Source organism: Nocardioides sp. F233 (genome assembly GCF_057813895.1).
Genome location: NZ_JBVASH010000005.1, coordinates 197777 through 214213 on the forward strand (window position 1 = coordinate 197777; position 16437 = coordinate 214213).

General features: G+C 72.6%; 18 protein-coding genes and 1 riboswitch. Of the genes, 17 read left to right on the plus strand and 1 reads right to left on the minus strand.

The window, feature by feature from the left end; translation table 11 throughout:
* Positions 1-53: 53 nt before the first annotated feature.
* From ACZYRU_RS19995 to ACZYRU_RS20020, 6 genes are read left to right on the plus strand one after another with little or no spacing between them, the layout of a single operon-like run.
* Positions 54-587 (plus strand): RNA polymerase sigma factor, encoded by a 534-nt coding sequence (locus ACZYRU_RS19995; protein ID WP_488958848.1) that lies wholly within the window; start codon positions 54-56, stop codon positions 585-587.
* Positions 584-1441, plus strand: coding sequence for a hypothetical protein (locus tag ACZYRU_RS20000; RefSeq protein WP_488958849.1), 858 nt, complete (start codon positions 584-586; stop codon positions 1439-1441). Before ACZYRU_RS19995 ends, ACZYRU_RS20000 begins: the two co-directional genes overlap by 4 nt.
* Complete coding sequence (locus ACZYRU_RS20005) at positions 1441-2274, plus strand: ABC transporter ATP-binding protein (RefSeq protein WP_488958850.1); 834 nt, start codon at positions 1441-1443, stop codon at positions 2272-2274. The genes ACZYRU_RS20000 and ACZYRU_RS20005 overlap by 1 nt, the downstream gene beginning before the upstream one ends.
* Entirely contained in the window at positions 2271-2843 is a 573-nt protein-coding gene (locus ACZYRU_RS20010) for a hypothetical protein (RefSeq protein ID WP_488958851.1), read from the plus strand. The genes ACZYRU_RS20005 and ACZYRU_RS20010 overlap by 4 nt, the downstream gene beginning before the upstream one ends.
* Positions 2840-3721, plus strand: a complete 882-nt coding sequence (locus ACZYRU_RS20015; protein ID WP_488958852.1) for a hypothetical protein — start codon at positions 2840-2842, stop codon at positions 3719-3721. The genes ACZYRU_RS20010 and ACZYRU_RS20015 overlap by 4 nt, the downstream gene beginning before the upstream one ends.
* On the plus strand, positions 3718-4677 hold the full coding sequence (locus tag ACZYRU_RS20020) for a nucleoside hydrolase (protein WP_488958853.1): 960 nt from the start codon (positions 3718-3720) through the stop codon (positions 4675-4677). Before ACZYRU_RS20015 ends, ACZYRU_RS20020 begins: the two co-directional genes overlap by 4 nt.
* Positions 4678-4690: 13 nt before the next feature.
* Here ACZYRU_RS20020 and ACZYRU_RS20025 read toward each other — a convergent pair whose 3' ends face one another.
* Positions 4691-5578: an oxygenase MpaB family protein gene (locus tag ACZYRU_RS20025; RefSeq protein ID WP_488958854.1), complete on the minus strand. Its 888-nt coding sequence runs from the start codon at positions 5576-5578 to the stop codon at positions 4691-4693.
* Between the two features lie 120 nt (positions 5579-5698).
* On the opposite strand from ACZYRU_RS20025, the gene ACZYRU_RS20030 reads away from it, so the two are divergent.
* The 11 genes from ACZYRU_RS20030 (at position 5699) to ACZYRU_RS20080 (ending at position 16169) form a co-directional block, all read left to right on the plus strand.
* Entirely contained in the window at positions 5699-6895 is a 1197-nt protein-coding gene (locus ACZYRU_RS20030; protein ID WP_488958855.1) for an oxidoreductase, read from the plus strand.
* A 39-nt stretch (positions 6896-6934) separates the two neighbouring features.
* The gene (locus tag ACZYRU_RS20035; protein WP_488958856.1) at positions 6935-7210 is read left to right on the plus strand and encodes a type II toxin-antitoxin system TacA family antitoxin; all 276 of its coding nucleotides are present in this window, start codon (positions 6935-6937) and stop codon (positions 7208-7210) included.
* Positions 7200-7721 (plus strand): GNAT family N-acetyltransferase, encoded by a 522-nt coding sequence (locus tag ACZYRU_RS20040; RefSeq protein WP_488958857.1) that lies wholly within the window; start codon positions 7200-7202, stop codon positions 7719-7721. Before ACZYRU_RS20035 ends, ACZYRU_RS20040 begins: the two co-directional genes overlap by 11 nt.
* Before the next feature lie 22 nt (positions 7722-7743).
* The gene (locus ACZYRU_RS20045) at positions 7744-8868 is read left to right on the plus strand and encodes an NAD(P)H-dependent amine dehydrogenase family protein (RefSeq protein WP_488958858.1); all 1125 of its coding nucleotides are present in this window, start codon (positions 7744-7746) and stop codon (positions 8866-8868) included.
* Positions 8865-9689, plus strand: coding sequence for an SDR family oxidoreductase (locus tag ACZYRU_RS20050; protein ID WP_488958859.1), 825 nt, complete (start codon positions 8865-8867; stop codon positions 9687-9689). The genes ACZYRU_RS20045 and ACZYRU_RS20050 overlap by 4 nt, the downstream gene beginning before the upstream one ends.
* Before the next feature lie 9 nt (positions 9690-9698).
* On the plus strand, positions 9699-10766 hold the full coding sequence (locus tag ACZYRU_RS20055; protein ID WP_488958860.1) for an MBL fold metallo-hydrolase: 1068 nt from the start codon (positions 9699-9701) through the stop codon (positions 10764-10766).
* Positions 10763-11248 (plus strand): hypothetical protein, encoded by a 486-nt coding sequence (locus tag ACZYRU_RS20060; protein ID WP_488958861.1) that lies wholly within the window; start codon positions 10763-10765, stop codon positions 11246-11248. Before ACZYRU_RS20055 ends, ACZYRU_RS20060 begins: the two co-directional genes overlap by 4 nt.
* Position 11249: 1 nt before the next feature.
* Positions 11250-11358: riboswitch (TPP riboswitch) on the plus strand.
* Positions 11350-12417, plus strand: a complete 1068-nt coding sequence (locus tag ACZYRU_RS20065) for a thiamine ABC transporter substrate-binding protein (RefSeq protein WP_488958862.1) — start codon at positions 11350-11352, stop codon at positions 12415-12417. It overlaps the preceding riboswitch by 9 nt.
* A gap of 11 nt (positions 12418-12428) precedes the next feature.
* Complete coding sequence (locus tag ACZYRU_RS20070) at positions 12429-14060, plus strand: ABC transporter permease (RefSeq protein WP_488958863.1); 1632 nt, start codon at positions 12429-12431, stop codon at positions 14058-14060.
* Positions 14054-15073, plus strand: a complete 1020-nt coding sequence (locus ACZYRU_RS20075) for an ABC transporter ATP-binding protein (protein ID WP_488958864.1) — start codon at positions 14054-14056, stop codon at positions 15071-15073. Before ACZYRU_RS20070 ends, ACZYRU_RS20075 begins: the two co-directional genes overlap by 7 nt.
* A gap of 10 nt (positions 15074-15083) precedes the next feature.
* Positions 15084-16169: a phosphatase PAP2 family protein gene (locus ACZYRU_RS20080; RefSeq protein ID WP_488958865.1), complete on the plus strand. Its 1086-nt coding sequence runs from the start codon at positions 15084-15086 to the stop codon at positions 16167-16169.
* The last annotated feature ends 268 nt before the right edge of the window (positions 16170-16437 follow it).

Consider the following 16437-nt stretch of genomic DNA (forward strand, 5'->3'; position numbering starts at 1 on the left):
ACTGACCCGAAATCCCCGTGAACCGAACGGGGGTCTCGACGGAACAGACCAGTGTGACCGAAGACCGACGTACCGACCGCGAGCTCATCGCGGCGATCGCCGAGCGCGACCGCGGGGCGCTGCACGAGCTGTTCGTGCGGCACCAGCCGTGGCTGTCGGCGCGCGCGTCCCACCGGTGCGGGGACCCCGAGATCGTCGCCGAGGCGGTCAATGACACCTTCCTCGTGATCTGGCAGAAGCCGGGTTCCTACCGCGGGGAGGGCGAGGTCGCCGCCTGGATCTGGGGGATCGCGATCCGGACCCTGCTCCACCACGTCCGCCCGCGGAAGTCCGTGGTCGAGCGGCTCACCCGGTTGCGGCACGACGACGTCGTGTCGACCGAGGAGACCGTGCTGCTCGCGCTGCACAACAGCGACGTGGGCCTGGCGCTCGGGCGGCTGGCGCCCGAGCTGCGCGCCGTCGTCGAGGCCACCGTCCTGGACGGCCTCACCACCCGGGAGGCCGCCCGGCTGCTCGGGATCCCCAGCGGCACCGTGAAGAGCCGGATGAGCCGTGCGCGGCTCCAGCTGAGAGAGGCACTGCTGTGACGACCCAGCCCACCTGGCACCTGTCCGCCGAGGACCTGCGGTCCTACCTCGGGTCGGCCGGCCAGCGCACCCTGCGCGACAGCTCCGCCGAGACCCACCTGCTGGCGTGCGCCGACTGCCGCTCGCTGCTGGCCACCCTGAGCGACACCAGCACGACCGAGGCGGCCTGGCTGCGTCTCGCCGACGACGTCGACCGGGGATCGCGGCACGGGGTGCTGCGGCTGGCGGGGACGCCGGGCCTGTTCCGGACCGCCGTCGCCACCCCGCCGCTGCTCCGTGCCGCGGCCGCCGCCGCGCTGGTCCTCGGGCTGGTGCCGCTGCTCGGCTCCGCGATCGCCGGTGAGGGCGGGCTGCTCGCGCTCCTCGTGCTCGCCCCGCTCACGCCGATGGCGGCGGTCACCCTCGCCTACCGTCCCAGCCACGACCCGGCCGGTGAGATCGGGCTCGCGACGCCGGTCGCCGGGCTGCGCCTGGTCGCGCTGCGGGCGCTCGTCGTCTCGGCGCTGGCGCTGCCCGTGGTCTACGGATCGCTCGCCCTCGTGAGCGCGCTCGGGCAAGCGGTCCCGGCCACCGACGTGGTCGCCTGGCTGCTGCCGGGCGCCGCCCTCGCCGCGATCACCCTCGCGCTCGGCACGACCCGGATCGACCCGCTCCCCGTCGCACTCGGCATCGCCGCCGTCTGGGCCACCGTCGCGATCGCGCTCGGCCGCTCCGGTGGGGGCATCGACGTCGGCTCGATCACCGCTCTGCTCGCGAACCCGGCCACCCAGTGGGGCGCGCTCGCCGTCGCCCTCGGCGGCGCGTCCCTGGCCGTCGTACGACGCGACGCCATCGGCTACCGGAGGAGCATGTGATGGGCATCAGCCTGGACCACGTCACCAAGCGCTACGGCGGGCAGACGGCCGTCGACGCCGTCTCGCTCGCTGCCGAGCGCGGGATCGTCGGGCTGCTCGGGCCGAACGGCGCCGGGAAGAGCACGCTGCTGCGGATGGCGGCGACGGTGCTCGCCCCCGACAGCGGTGCGCTGTCGGTCCTCGGCCGCGACCCCGCGGACCCGCGGGAGCTGGTCGAGATCCGGCGCCGGATCGGCTACCTGCCGCAGAACCCCGCCCTGTACGCGGGATTCACGCCCTTCGACTTCGTCGACTACGTCGCCGTCCTCAAGGAGCACAGCGACGCCACGTGGCGTCGTACCGAAGCCCGGCGGGTGCTGGAGGCGGTCGGGCTCGAGGACGTGATGCACCGCAAGATCCGGCGGCTCTCGGGGGGCATGCGGCAACGGGTCGCCCTCGCTGCGTCCCTCGTCGGGCGCCCGGAGCTGCTCGTCCTCGACGAGCCGGCCAACGGCCTCGACCCGGACCAGCGGCTGCGGCTGCGCGCGCTGCTCGCCGACACCCCGACCGTGCTGCTCTCCACCCACAACATCAGCGAGGTCTCGGCCCTGTGCCAGCACGTCGTCGTGATGCTCGAGGGGCGCATCGTGTTCACCGGTACGCCGTCCGAGCTGGCCGCGCTGGCCGCCGGCCGGGTCTGGGAGGACGATCGCCAGGACCCGCAGGCGCTGCGGAGCTGGCTCACGTCGGGCGGCAGCTACCGCCACCTCGGGGAGCCGCCGTCCGGCGCCACCGTGGTCGAGCCGACCCTCGACGACGGGTACCTCCTGCTCGCCCGCCGGGAGCACCGGTGACGGCCTGGGTGGTGCCGACCGCGCGCTCGACCCCGTGGTCCCCGCTGCTGGCCTCGGCCGCTGCCCTGGCTGCGCTGTCGCTCGCGACGGCTCCGCTCCACGTCGGGCGGGCCGGCCTGCTGGGCATCGCGTCCGCGGCGCTCGCCGCGGCGGTGGTCGGTGGGCTGCACGACCGTGCCGCGGACCTGCTGGCGGCCGTCCCCGTCTCGGAGGTACGACGCCGGTCCCGCCGGCTCGCGCTGCTCGTGCCCGCAGCCGCAGGCGCGTGGGGCGTCTACGTCGCGGTCGAGCACCTGCACGGGGCGCCGGGCTGGCCGCTGGGTCAGCCGGCCGCGCTGCTTGCCGCCGGCCTCGCCGTGACCGCGTGGGTCCCGGGCGTGACCGGGGTGAGCGCGGGCGCCGCCGTACCCCTGGCCTGGGGGTTCGCGGCCGTTGCCGCTCCCCGCGGGACGTTCGGCGAGGTGCTCTTCGCCTGGCAGTCCCACCCCTGGCCGGCCTGCCTGGCCGCCACCGCCGTCGGGCTGCTCGGGATCGCCCGCTCCATCCAGCATCCTCGGAGGACCCGATGACCACCGCTCCCCTCACGACCGACCGTCCCGGTGCGGTCCGTGCCCTGGCCCTGATCGAGGCCCGCCGCCTGCTGCTGCACCCGGCGCCCTGGCTCGGCATCCTGGCCACCGCGTGGTGGCTCCGCCAGACCGGCGACGACTGGGCCAGCGCCCGCTACCAGGGCTACCAGGCCGCGCTGGCGCCGATGTGGCTGGGCTTCTCGATCGCCATGACCGGCTGCTTCTCCCGGTGCCGGTCCGGCGTCGCCGACGACGCCCCGATGACGCCGGGCGCTCGGGCTGCGGCCCGCCTGCTCGCCGGGCTGGTCCTCGTGCTGGTGGCCGCTGTCGTCGTCGCTGCCGGCGCCCTGACCCTCGAGGCCACCGGTGGCGTGCGCCTGGGCGACGAGCCGGGTCGTACGGAGCACGCCTTCTACACGCCTCCCGAGCTGGTGCAGCTCGTCCTGCTCGCCGCCTTCGCGGTCGCCCTCGGAGCCGCGGTCGTGAAGGTCGTGCGCAGCAGGGTGGCGAGCACTGTGCTGCTCACGGTCTTCTGGTTCCTGTGCGGCGCGACGTACTGGGCGTTCTCCGGGGACCTCGCCCGGTTGATGGCGCCGCTGCAGGTGCAGCCGTTCCAGGTCCGGGTCGGCGCCTGGGACGCCGACCCGACGACCTTCCCCGCCGACTGGCTGCTGTCCGTGCCGGGTGAGTACCAGGACTACTGGGCCCGCCTGGTCGTGTCGCCCTGGCTCGCGGCCTGGCACGACCTGTACATCGTCGGCCTCGTCATCCTCGCCACCGGGATCGCGCTCGGTGGCCGGCCGCGCCGGGTGCTGCTCGTCGCCGGCCTGGTCGTGGCCGTGCTCGGCGTAGGGCTGCAGCAGGCCGTCGCTCCGTGAGAGCACCTGCTCTCGCGGCCATCCTGGGTGCTGCGTTGCTCGTGGCGTGCGCGCCGGTCGACGACGACGGGGAACGAGTGCCCACCGGGCCGCTCGAGCTGGCTGCGGCCAAGACCGCCGAGGCGCGGCCGGTCGTCGTCGACACCGACCTCGGCCGCGACGACCTGGTCGCGATCGCCCTGCTGGTGCGCCATCCCGACGTCCGCGTCGAGGCCGTGACGATCGCCCCGACGGGGCTGGTCGGCTGCGAGGAGGGCCGCCCGATCCTCGTCGCACTGTTCCGCGACCTCGACACTCCGGCGCCGCCGGTCGCCTGCGGTACGGCGGACCGCGGCCCCGGCGGCCACCCGTTCCCCGCGCAGTGGCGGGTCGACGCGGCCGCGGGGTCCGGCCTGGACCTCGACGTCGAGCCGGTGCCGCTCGCGGCCGCCGACGCCACGACGCTGCTCGCCGGCCTGGCGGCCAGCCGGCCCGGCCTCTCCGTCGTCGCCCTCGGCCCGCTCACCGACCTGGCCGAGCTCGCCCGGCGCGCGCCGGCGGCGTACCGCAGCCTGGCCGGGATCCACGCCATGGCCGGTACGACGCACAACGACGACGACGGCATCGCCGAGTGGAACGCCGCCGCCGACCCGGCCGCGCTCGTCGCGGTCCTCGACCCGGCGCTGGCCGCTCAGGTGCCGGTGACGCTGGTGCCGGCCGACGCCGTCCCTCTCGGTACGCCGGACGCGCTGGCGGCGCCGGTGGTGGGCGGGATCGCCGTGCCCGGCGCCCTCGACCAGTGGTGGGACGTCGCGGCCGCCGCGTCCTTCGTCGACGCTCGGCACGACAACACCCTGCGCGGCACCTGGCGCACCGACGGCAACGGGTTGCTCGTCCGTGACGGGGACGGCCCGGTCACCGTCGTCCGCGAGGTCCCGCGGGCGATGGTCGAGAAGGCCTGCGCAGCGGCGTTCTGAGCCGGGGCGGAGGTCAGGCCGTGGCGTCGTGTCGCACCGGGCAGCCACCGACGCCGGGAACCGGGAAGGTGCCGAGGTCGGAGAGCTGGAACCCGTCGGGGTAGCTCTTGATCCGCGGCAGGTCGGCCGTGTAGGTCGGCACGCGGTTCGACGGCGTGTAGCGCAGCAGGCGGGCCCGGACCCGCATCGCGCCGACGCTGAGCCGGCGAACGACCGGGCCGGGGTCGGTGTAGGCGAAGGCGTCGAGCAGCGGCTTGTCCATCAGCCCGCGGCTGAACAGGTCGACCGGCCTGCGCAGCGGGCGCGGGTAGAAGGTCGTGAGCAGGCGCAGCGTGGAGTCGGCGACCCGCCGCCCGCCCGCGTCGAAGTCGAAGTTCGCGCGCTCGTAGTCGTCCATCAGGTGCATGAACGCGTCGTACGTCTCCGGGATGTCCTTGATCCCCATGTGCCGCCCGAGCGCGCGGTAGTAGTTGACGCTCGCGCGCAGCTCGGTGTCGGTGAGCGCGCGCCAGCCGTAGTCGTCGAGCCAGCGCTTGGGTACGACGACGAAGGTCGAGAGCACGTAGCGGAAGTCGTCGTTGGAGATGTCGTACATGCGGTGCATCTGGTTGATCCGCCGCATCGCGGCCTTGCCGGCCTCGGAGTCGAAGCCGTGCACGAACGGCGCCTCGAGGAGCAGCGCCGTGTCGTCGTACCGCTTCTGGACGGCGCCGGTGAACGCACCGGTCTCGTCGAGGAGCCGGCCGATGCTCGGGACGGCGTAGGTCCGGAACAGTGCGAAGCTCAGCGCCTGGGTGAGGTCCCAGGTGAACTCGTAGAGCGCCAGGTTCTGGTAGATCTCGACGTAGTCCGTCTCCGGGTCGAGCGATTCGTTGCGGTCCCGCCAGAGCGTCTTGGCCATGCTCCGGAGCCTAGGACGGCGCCGCGTCCCAGCAATAGATGACGAGTTCTCACTTTTCTCTCGCTTTTCGCCCGGGCAACTTTCTAGAACGTGTTCCAGTTCACGACTAGAGTGCGCCGCGTGAGCATTCCCGACGTCTTCGCCCCCGTCGACCTGGGTCCGGTCCGGCTGCGCAACCGCACGGTCAAGGCCGCGACCTTCGAGGGGCGTACGCCGGACGGCGTCGTCACCGACGAGCTGATCGCCTACCACCGGGCCCCGGCTGCCGGCGGCGTCGGACTGACGACCGTCGCCTACCTGGCCGTCGCACCCGACGGCCGCACCCACCACGAGCAGATCGTCGTGGGGGAGCGCACCCTGCCGGGCCTGGCCCGGCTCGCCGACGAGATCCACGCGACCGGTGCTGCGATCGCCGGGCAGGTCGGCCACGCCGGCCCGGTCGCCAACGGTCGCTCCAACGGCGTGCACGCGATCGCGGCCAGCCGGATGCCGAGCCCGCTGTCGATGCAGATGATCCGCTCGGCGTCGGAGAAGGACCTGACCCGCGTCACCCGCGCGTACGTCGACACCGCCCGCACCCTCGTCCGCGCCGGGTTCGACGTGCTCGAGCTGCACATGGCGCACTCGTACCTCATCTCGTCGTTCCTCGCCCCCGGCCTCAACCGCCGCCGCGACCGCTGGGGCGGCTCGCTCGAGCGGCGGGCCCGGCTCGCGCGGCAGGTCGCGCGCGTCGTCCGCGAGGAGGTCGGGGACGCCGTCGCGGTGACCGCCAAGGTCTCCGTCTCCGACGGCTTCACCGGCGGCGTGACGACCGCGATGAGCATCGAGCTGGCCCAGCTGCTCGAGGCGGACGGCCACCTCGACGCCCTGCAGCTGTCGGGCGGCTCGTCGCTGATGAACCCGATGTACCTCTTCCGCGGCGACGCGCCGGTCGCGGAGTTCGCCGAGACCATGCCGCCGCTCGTGAAGTGGGGGATGAGGACGCCGGCGGGCCGCGGGTTCATGAAGCGCTACGCCTTCGAGGAGGCGTACTTCCGCCCCAAGGCGCTGGAGGTCCGCTCCGCCGTCGCGATGCCGCTCATGCTCCTCGGCGGCATCAACCGGCTCGAGACCATGCGGCAGGCGATGGCCGACGGCTTCGACTTCGTCGTGATGGGCCGGGCGCTGCTGCGGGAGCCGGACCTGGTCGACAAGCTGCGGGCGGGTACGGCGGCCGGCGGGATCTGCATCCACTGCAACCGCTGCATGCCGACCATCTACTCGGGCACCCGCTGCCCCGAGTGGTCGCCGACCGAGGTGATCCCGGGGCCGCGCTGACCCCCTGGCGTTGGCGGTATTTCGCCGTACACTGGAGACATGGCGACGAAGGTGGAGCGCCTCGATCTGCGGATGACCGAGGCCGAGAAGGACCTGATCGTGGCGGCGGCCGAGCTGCGCGGAACCACGGTGGCGGGATTCGCCCTCGCAACCCTGATCGGGCAGGCGCGGGTCGACATCGCGCGTCGCGAGGGCGTGACGCTGGCCCTGGACGAGGCGGCGTGGTCGGAGTTCTCGGCAGCACTCGACAAGCCGGAGGTTGCGGACGGAATGCGTGACCTGCTCACGACGCCCGGCATGTTCGATGCGGTGTGACTCCCCTGTCCACCTGGGAGACGAGCACGACCTGAGCGGCTTCGCCTGCGGAGTCGCTGAGCTCGATGACTGGCTTCGGCGCTGGGCGCGCAGGGCCGAAGCCGGCGCCACGGCGCGAACCTATGTGTCGGTGGAGCACGGAAGTGATCGGGTTCGCGGCTACTACTCACTGGCTGCGTCGGCGATCCGTCGCAGCGACATCGGAGGGGGAGGGCTGCAGCGCAATGCGCCCGATCCGGTGCCGGTGATCCTGCTCGGTCGACTGGCGGTCGACGAGCGCGCTCACGGACGCGGGCTCGGGCGGGCGCTGCTCAAGGACGCGGTCGTCCGTGCGGCCGGAGTGGTGCCCGTGCTCGGAGCGCGGGCTCTGCTCGTGCACGCCATCGATGACGCGGCTGTCGGGTTCTATTCGCGGTTCGGCTTCCGGGCGGTGCCGTCGAGTGCACGCACGCTCTTCCATGCGCTCGAGCCGATCGGGAGCTTGCTGTCCGAGGCCCTTCCCAGAAACTAGAACTCGTTCTAGATTGACCTGCATGTCACAGGTCATCCCGGAGAAGCCCCTGCGGGTCGTCGTCTGGTCCACGGGGACGATCGGTCGGCACGCGATCGTCGGCGTCGACGCCCACCCTGACCTCGAGCTGGTGGGGGTGTGGACCTCGACGCCCGAGAAGCACGGCCAGGATGCCGGCCTGCTCGCCGGGCTCGACCGTGAGCTCGGCATCAAGGCGACCACCGACCGCGACGAGCTGGTCGCGCTGCGACCGGACTGCATCGTGCACGGCGCGATGACCGACGACCGGGTCTTCGAGTCGATCGCGGACCTCACCGAGCTGGTCCGCGACGGCGTCAACGTCGTCTCCTCGGGGCCGGTCATCCTGCTCCACCGCGAGGGCACGCTGCCCGACGAGATGATCGAGGCCATCGACGAGGCTGGCCGGCAGGGCAACGCCAGCCTGCACGTCAACGGCATCGACCCCGGCTTCGCCAACGACGTGCTGCCGCTGGTGCTGACGTCGCTGTCCCAGCGGATCGACCACGTCGTGGTCAGCGAGATCGCCGACTACTCGACGTACTACCAGCCCGTCGTCATGCGTGACCTGTTCGGCTTCGGGCAGCCGATGGACGCCAAGCCGCTGCTGTGGGAGCCCGGGATCCTCACGACTGCCTGGGGCCCGGTGGTGCGCGTGATCGCGGCCGGGCTGGGCGTGACGCTCGACGAGCCGCTGATCGAGGAGGTCGACCGGCGGCCGGCCGGGCGGGACACGAAGACCGTGTCGCTGGACGTGGCGGAAGGCACCATGGGGGCCGTCCGCTTCCGCGTCATCGGCACCGTCGACGGGGTCCCGCGGGTCACCCTCGAGCACGTCACGCGTACGGCGCCCGACCAGGTCCCGGAATGGCCCACGCCCGCGGAGGGTGACGGCTGCTACCGGATCGAGATCACCGGCGAGCCCTGCATGAAGCTCGAGTTCACCCACCACGGCGAGCACGGCGACCACAACGTCTCCGGGATGATCGTCACCGCGCAGCGGCTGATCAACGCGATCCCCGCCGTCGTCGCGGCCAAGCCCGGCCTGATCACCGCTCTCGACCTGCCGCTGGTCACCGGCCGCGGGCTCGTCACCGGCACCGTCACGGGCACGAAGGAGAAGCGATGAGCATCCTCGACCGGTTCCGCCTCACCGACCACGTCGCCGTCGTCACCGGCGCCGGCCGCGGCATCGGTGCCGCCACCGCCGTCGCGCTCGCCGAGGCCGGTGCGGACGTCGTCATCTCCTCGCGCACCGAGGCCCAGCTCAAGGAGGTCGCGGTGCGGATCGAGGACGCCGGGCGCCGCGCGCTCGTCGTCCCCGCCAACCTCGCGCACACCGACGAGGTCGCCGCCCTCGCCGGGGCGGCCTTCGACGAGTTCGGGCGGCTCGACATCGTCGTCAACAACGTCGGCGGCACCATCCCGAACGCCTTCCTCGACACCGACGTGGCGTACCTGGAGGAGGCCTTCCACTTCAACGTCGCCACCGCGCACGCGCTCAGCCGGGCCGCCGTACCGCTGATGCTGAGGTCCGCGGGCGAGGGCCGGCAGAAGTCGATCACCTCGATCTCCTCGGCGATGGGCCGGCTGGCCGGGCGCGGGTACCTCGCCTACGGCACCGCCAAGGCGGCGCTCGCGCACTGGTCGCGGCTGGCCGCCACCGACCTCAACCCGGAGATCCGGGTCAACGGCGTCTTCGTCGGCTCGGTGATGACCAGCGCGCTGGAGTTCGTGGCCGGCGTGCCGGAGATGAAGACCCAGCTGGAGGAGTCGACGCCGCTCGGCCGGATCGGCGAGGCCGAGGACATCGCGGCCGCGGTGGTCTACCTCGCCTCGCCCGCCGGGAAGTACGTCACCGGCAAGCTGCTCGAGGTCGACGGCGGCATCCAGGAGCCGAACCTCGACCTCCGGCTACCCGATCTGCGGCCGGATGTGAACGCCACCTAGAGTGCGGTCATGAGCACTGGAGGGATCGCCACCGGACATGCCGTCTCGCCCGACTCGGGCCGGCACTGGGCCGACGAGGGCGCCTGGGAGGTCGCGGAGGGCATCCACCGGATCCCGCTGCCGCTCCCGATGGACGCGCTCAAGGCGATCAACGTGTACGTCGTCCAGGGCGACGACGGGCTCACGCTGATCGACGGCGGCTGGTCGATCCCGGTCGCCCGCGAGCTGCTCGACACGTCTCTGCGCTCGATCGGCTCGGGCTTCGGCGACATCAAGCGGTTCCTGGTCACCCACGTGCACCGCGACCACTTCACGCTCGCCACCGTCCTCGGCCACGAGTACGGCGCCGACGTGGTGCTCGGCCGCCACGAGCAGCCCGCTCTCGAGCTGCTCCACCGGGCCGGACGCGACGGACTGGAGGAGAGCCCGTTCCTCGCCGTGCTGCGCACTGCCGGCGCGGAGGAGATCGCCGAGCTGTGGGCGGCCGGCCCCGGCGAGCTGCCGAAGCCCGTCGACTGGGCGTTCCCCGACACGTGGCTCGAGGGCGACCGCACCTTCGACATCGGCCGTCGCCAGCTGGACGCCGTGCACACCCCCGGCCACACCCCCGGCCACTACGTCTTCGCCGACCAGGCCGAGGGCGTCCTGTTCTCCGGCGACCACGTGCTCCCCACGATCACCCCGTCGATCGGGTTCACCGTCCCGCCCGCCGACCAGCCCCTCGGTCAGTTCATGGCCTCCCTCGCCCGGGTCCGCGAGCTCCCCGACCTGCGCATCCTGCCCGCGCACGGCCCGGTCGCGCCGTCGTCGTACGAGCGCGTCGACGAGCTCCTCGCCCACCACGAGGACCGCCTCGACCTGTGCCTGGCGTCGCTGAAGGAGCGCCGCTCCGCGACCTCCCTCGTCGTCGCCAGGGACCTCGGCTGGACCCGCCACGAGCGGGCTTTCGGCGAGCTCGACGTGTTCAGCCAGGGCATGGCCGCGATGGAGACCAAGGCGCACCTCGACCTGCTCGTCGCTCGGGGGCAGGCCACTGCCGTCGACCTGCCGGACGGCGTGGTCTACAGCGCGTCATGACCGCGGGCGACTGGCTCACCGTGGCCGACGGCGCTGACGAGTCGACGGTCGCGGCGGCGTACCGCGGTGCGCTGGCGGCCGTTCGGCACCGGCTGGGGCGTGTCGACATCGACCTGGTCTCCGACAAGCCCTGGCCCGACGAGGTGCAGTGGGCGGTCCGCGAGGGCGCGCGGCTGGTCGAGGAGCGACGGCCGCGGCGACCCAGGTGGTGGCCTGTCGGGTCCTCGACGATCCTCGGGGTGGACCCGCGGGACGAGGACCAGCTCGCCGTGGCGTCCGCGCTGGCGCCGTACACGATCGGCGGCACCGGCCTGAGCGCCCGCGGTCGCACCGTGTGGAGCGTCAACGACACCGGGACCAGCGCGGCCTTCCGGCTGACCGACGACGAGCTCGCCGAGGTGCGTGCTGCGGTGGCGGCGGCCGGTGGCGATCCACGGATGCTGGTCTGCCTCGAGCCGCACGGCGGGCGCGTCCTAGACTGACGACGTCAGACAGGGGAGCACCATCCGGGTGCTGAGAGTGCGGCGTGGGCCGCAGACCCTCCGAACCTGATCCGGTTAGCACCGGCGAAGGGAGTCAACCGATGCGTACGCGCATGCTCACCGGCCGCCTCACCCTGGTGGCCCTCTCGACCACGGTCCTGCTCGCCAGCGGCTGCTCGCTGATCAGCAGCGAGAGCGACAACGAGAAGGCCGACGACAAGACGGTCACGCTGGTGACGCACGAGTCGTTCGCGATCCCTGACGAGCTGGTCAAGGCGTTCGAGATGGACACCGGCTACGACCTGAAGATCAGCAAGCTCGAGGACGCAGGCGCGCTGACCAACGAGCTGGTCCTGACCAAGGACAAGCCGGTCGGCGACGTCGTCTTCGGTGTCGACAACACCTTCGCGACGCGGGCGATCGACGAGGGCGTGTTCGCGTCGTACGCGCCGACGCTGCCGAAGGGCGCCGACGCCTACGAGCTCGACGGCGACGATGACCACGCGCTCACCCCGGTCGACACCGGGAACGTCTGCGTCAACGTCGACGACGCGTGGTTCCAGGCCAAGGGCATCCCGGCGCCCACGACCCTCGATGACCTCACGAAGCCCGCCTACAAGGACCTCTTCGTGATCCCGGGCGCCAGCACCAGCTCGCCCGGCCTGGCCTTCCTGCTGGCCACGATCGCGAAGTACGGCGACGACTGGGCGTCGTACTGGACCAAGCTCGTCGACAACGGCGCGAAGGTCGTCAAGGGCTGGTCCGACGCGTACTTCACCGACTTCACCTTCTCCGGCGGCGACCGGCCGATCGTCGTGTCCTACGACTCCTCGCCGGCGTTCACGCTGACCAAGGCGGGCGACCGGACGACGACCAGCGCGCTGCTGGACGGCTGCTTCGAGCAGGTCGAGTACGCCGGCGTGCTGCACGGCGACACGACCAACACCGCCGGCGCGCACGCCGTGATCGACTGGCTGCTCTCGCCCGAGGTCCAGGCCGCGCTGCCCGAGTCGATGTACGTCTTCCCGGTCGACGCGTCCGTCGAGCTGCCCGCGGACTGGGCGACGTTCGCGAAGCGGCCCGAGACCACCGAGCAGGTCGCGCCGGCCGAGATCACCGAGAAGCGCAAGGCGTGGCTGGAGCAGTGGACGGAGATCGTCTCGCGATAGGTGGTACGACGGTGACCCGACGACTCGCGCTGGGACTGCTCGCCGCGGTCCCGGTCGCGGTCCTCGCCGTCTTCTTCGTGCTGCCGGTCGGCGCGATGCTCCACCGCGGCGTGTGGCCGGAGGGCTCGTTCGACCCCGGCGCCGTGCTCGACGTGCTGCGGCGCCCGCGGACCGGCCGGGTGCTGTGGTTCACCGTGTGGACCAGCAGCGTCGCGACCACGCTCGCGGTGCTGCTCGGCCTGCCGGCGGCGTACGTCCTGCACCGACTGCGCTTCCCCGGCCGGGCCCTGATCCGTACGGCGCTGCTCGTGCCGTTCGTGCTGCCCACCGTGGTGGTCGGGCTGGCCGTGCGTGAGCTGATCTCGTCGTCGGGGCCGCTCGGGTTCCTCGACCTCGACGGCACCCCGGCCGCCATCCTGATCGGCCTGGTCTTCTTCAACGTGGCGGTCGTGATCCGCACGGTCGGCGTCGCCTGGGAGGGCCTCGACCGCAGGCCCGGTGAGGCCGCGGCCGCGCTCGGCGCCACGCCCCTCCAGGTGTTCCGCACCGTCACCCTGCCCGCGCTGCGCCCGGCGATCGTCTCCGCGGCCAGCGTGGTGTTCCTGTTCTGCGCGACCGCGTTCGGCGTCGTGCTCGTGCTCGGGGGCGTGCGGTACTCCTCGGTCGAGACCGAGATCTACCTGCTCACCGCCGACCTGCTCGACCTGCCGGCCGCTGCCGCGCTCTCGCTCGTGCAGATGCTGGCGGTCGTGGCACTGCTCGTCGTGGTCGGCCGACTGCGCGCCGTACCCGACCCGACGGTCCGCCGTGTCGCCGCCAGTCCCGCCCGCCCTCGCCCGCGTGACCTCCCGGCCCTCGCTGTCACCGCGCTGACCCTCGGGCTCGTGGCGCTGCCGGTGCTGGCGCTCCTGATCGGTTCGGTACGACGCGACGGCCACTGGACGCTCGCCCACTACCGCGCCCTCGGCGGCTCGGCCGACGGCCTGCTCCAGGTGTCGGTCACCCATGCGCTCACCGCGAGCCTGCGGATCGCGGTCGACGCGACCTGGATGTCGCTGTCGCTCGCGCTGGTCGTGGCGTTCGTGGTGACCCGGAAGGTCCGCAGCAGAGCGGGAAAGCGGGCGCGGACGATCCTCGACGGCTTCTTCATGCTGCCCCTCGGCGTCTCCGCGGTCACCCTCGGCTTCGGCTTCCTGATCGCCCTCGACCAGCCGCCGCTCGACCTGCGCGCGAGCCCGCTGCTCGTGCCGATCGCCCAAGCGCTTGTTGCGTTGCCCCTCGTCGTGCGAACGCTGGTCCCGGTGCTCGCCGGCATCGACGACCGCCAGCGCCAGGCCGCCGCGTCGCTCGGCGCGGGTCCGCTGCGTACCCTGCAGACGGTCGATCTTGCCGTCGTGTGGCGGCCGCTGCTGGCCGCGGCGGGCTTCGCGTTCGCGGTGTCGCTGGGGGAGTTCGGCGCGACGTCGTTCATCGTGCGGCCCGCCGAGCCGACCCTGCCGGTCGTGATCTACCGCTTGCTCGGGCACCCGGGCGCCCTCAACTACGGCACCGCCATGGCCGCCTCGGTGGTGCTCGCCGCCGTGACCGCAGGTGTCATCCTCGTCGTCGAGCGGCTGCGTGTGCCGGGAGTGGGGTCGTGGTGAGCCTGGATCTGCAGGGAGTGACCGTCGCCTTCGACGGGGCGGTGGCGGTCGACGCCGTCGACCTGGCCGTCGAGGACGGCCACGTGCTCGCGGTCCTCGGGCCGTCCGGCTGCGGGAAGTCCACGCTGCTGCGTGCGGTCGCCGGCCTCGAGCCGCTGTCGTCCGGCCGGATCGGCTGGGACGGCGCCGACCTCGCCGGCACCCCCACCCACCGGCGCGGGTTCGCCCTGATGTTCCAGGACGGCCAGCTCTTCGACCACCTCACCGTCGCCCGCAACGTCGGCTACGCCCGCCGGCTGCAGGGCGCCTCCCGCACCGCCGTCCGCGCCGAGGTCGACGACCTGCTCGGCCTCGTCGGCCTGGGCGGGTACGCCGACCGCCTGCCCCGCACCCTGTCCGGCGGCGAGCGGCAGCGGGTCGCGCTCGCCCGATCCCTGGCCGCACGTCCCCGGCTGCTGCTGCTCGACGAGCCGCTGAGCGCCCTCGACGCCGGCCTGCGCGGCCGGCTCGCGGCCGACCTGCGACGGATCCTCACCGAGTCCGGTACGACGGCCCTGCTGGTCACCCACGACCAGGACGAGGCCTTCGCGATCGCCGACCGGCTGGCCGTGATGCGGGACGGACGGATCGTCCAGGAGGGCCCCACCGGTGACGTCTGGGCGCACCCGGCCGACGCCGGCACGGCCCTGTTCCTCGGCTACGCCCGGGTCCTGTCGTCACCCGAGGCCAGCGCCCTCCTCGGCCGGACCTCGGGCGAGATCGCGCTCCGGCCGTCCGCCCTGCTCGCCGGTCCCGACCTCACCACCGGTCTCCCGGCCACGGTCGTCAGCTTCCGCCCGACCCCCGATGCCGGCCGGCTCGTGGTGACCGTCGACGGGGTCGGCGAGCTGGACGCCACCGGGGTGCCCGGGTGGGTCGCGCAACCGGGCCAGCGGGTCGTCGTACGTGTCGTAGAGCACGCCGTCGCTGTCCTGCCGGGCGGTGCCACCGAACCCGCTGGGACTGCACCGTAGGATCCCTCGCGTGTACCGCCGCGCCTACAGCCTGCTCATCGGCACGGCCGCGCTCATGCTGGGCATCGCGGTCTTCACCGCGTGGAAGCTCGATCGCCGGCTCCTCGACCCCGAGGGGAGCTTCCTCGGACCGTCGTACATCCGGCTGCCGCTGCTCCTGTTCGGAGCCCTCCTCCTCGACCTGCTGCCGCTGGCGCTGTGGAAGGCCCACGGCCGCCCCAGCCGTGTCGTGCCGGTCGTCCGCGAGCGGCTGCGCACGCACTGGACCAAGGAGCGCGCGACGCTGGTCGCGATCGGCGTCATCAGCTTCTACCTGACCTACGTCAGCTACCGGAACCTCAAGTCGTTCCTGCCGTTCGTGCGCTCCGACCCGAACGCCGCGCCCGGCGAGGTCCGCGCGCTGTCGTACGACCGCGAGCTGCACCTCCTGGACCGGGTCATCTTCTTCGGCCACGACCCGAGCGACGTGCTGCACGGCCTGCTCGGCAAGACGGTCACCGCCGAGATCCTCTCGCCGATCTACCTGATGTTCCTGCCGCTGGTGCCGCTCGCGGTCACCGCCTGGCTGGTGTGGTCGCGCAACCACTCCTTCGGCTACTGGTTCGTGACCTCGCAGTGCCTGGCCTGGTCCCTCGGCACGCTGTCCTACTACCTGCTGCCCACGCTCGGCCCCGGCATCGCCTACACGTCCGAGTACTACGGCGCCGGCGGCCTCGCCCACACCGGCACCACCGACCTGATGAACTCGATCGTCAGGGCACGCGGCAACGTGCTGTACGGCGGCGCCACCGAGTCAGTGAACTCCATCGCCGGCTTCGCCAGCCTGCACTGCGCGATCACCCTGCTCTTCGCGCTGATGGTGCAGTACACGCTGCGCTCGAGGGTCCTCAAGATCGTCTTCTGGGTGAACTTCGGCCTCACCGTGATCGCGACCCTGTACTTCGGTTGGCACTACGTCGCCGACGACCTCGCCGGCATCGCGATCGCGATCGTCTCCTTCTACGTCGGCGGCATCGCCAGCGGCCAGAAGTTCGACAAACGAGGGCGCTCGCACCCGACGACCACCACCTCCAAGGTGCCCGTCAACGTCGACTGAGCTGATGGAGCGAGCGCGTCGCTCGTCCCTCGCGCCGCACTGCCGCACGCGCGGTCGAGACCCGCGTCGGGCGGGTCCGCGTGGCGGCCACAGGGTCGGCTCGCGGAAAGGCTCGACTCCTCCGCTCCGGTCGCTCCTTCGTCGCTCTCTCCGCTCCGTCGCCATCGCTTCCCGCAACGACCGACGGCGCTGTCCCAAGGCCGTCTCGCGAATGACACCGTTGTAGTTCGTCAATGCGACACGCCGGTGGCGCGAGAGATTTCTGAGA

Excerpts from the sequence above, each read along its gene's own strand:
- ACZYRU_RS20060 (WP_488958861.1), top strand. The coding sequence starts at position 10,763 with ATGACCGCGGGCGACTGGCTCACCGTGGCCGACGGCGCTGACGAGTCG.
- ACZYRU_RS20005 (WP_488958850.1), top strand. The coding sequence starts at position 1,441 with ATGGGCATCAGCCTGGACCACGTCACCAAGCGCTACGGCGGGCAGACG.
- ACZYRU_RS20045 (WP_488958858.1), top strand. The coding sequence starts at position 7,744 with ATGTCACAGGTCATCCCGGAGAAGCCCCTGCGGGTCGTCGTCTGGTCC.
- ACZYRU_RS20055 (WP_488958860.1), top strand. The coding sequence starts at position 9,699 with ATGAGCACTGGAGGGATCGCCACCGGACATGCCGTCTCGCCCGACTCG.
- ACZYRU_RS20025 (WP_488958854.1), bottom strand. The coding sequence starts at position 5,578 with ATGGCCAAGACGCTCTGGCGGGACCGCAACGAATCGCTCGACCCGGAG.
- ACZYRU_RS20015 (WP_488958852.1), top strand. The coding sequence starts at position 2,840 with ATGACCACCGCTCCCCTCACGACCGACCGTCCCGGTGCGGTCCGTGCC.
- ACZYRU_RS20040 (WP_488958857.1), top strand. The coding sequence starts at position 7,200 with ATGCGGTGTGACTCCCCTGTCCACCTGGGAGACGAGCACGACCTGAGC.
- ACZYRU_RS20065 (WP_488958862.1), top strand. The coding sequence starts at position 11,350 with ATGCGTACGCGCATGCTCACCGGCCGCCTCACCCTGGTGGCCCTCTCG.
- ACZYRU_RS20035 (WP_488958856.1), top strand. The coding sequence starts at position 6,935 with ATGGCGACGAAGGTGGAGCGCCTCGATCTGCGGATGACCGAGGCCGAG.
- ACZYRU_RS20050 (WP_488958859.1), top strand. The coding sequence starts at position 8,865 with ATGAGCATCCTCGACCGGTTCCGCCTCACCGACCACGTCGCCGTCGTC.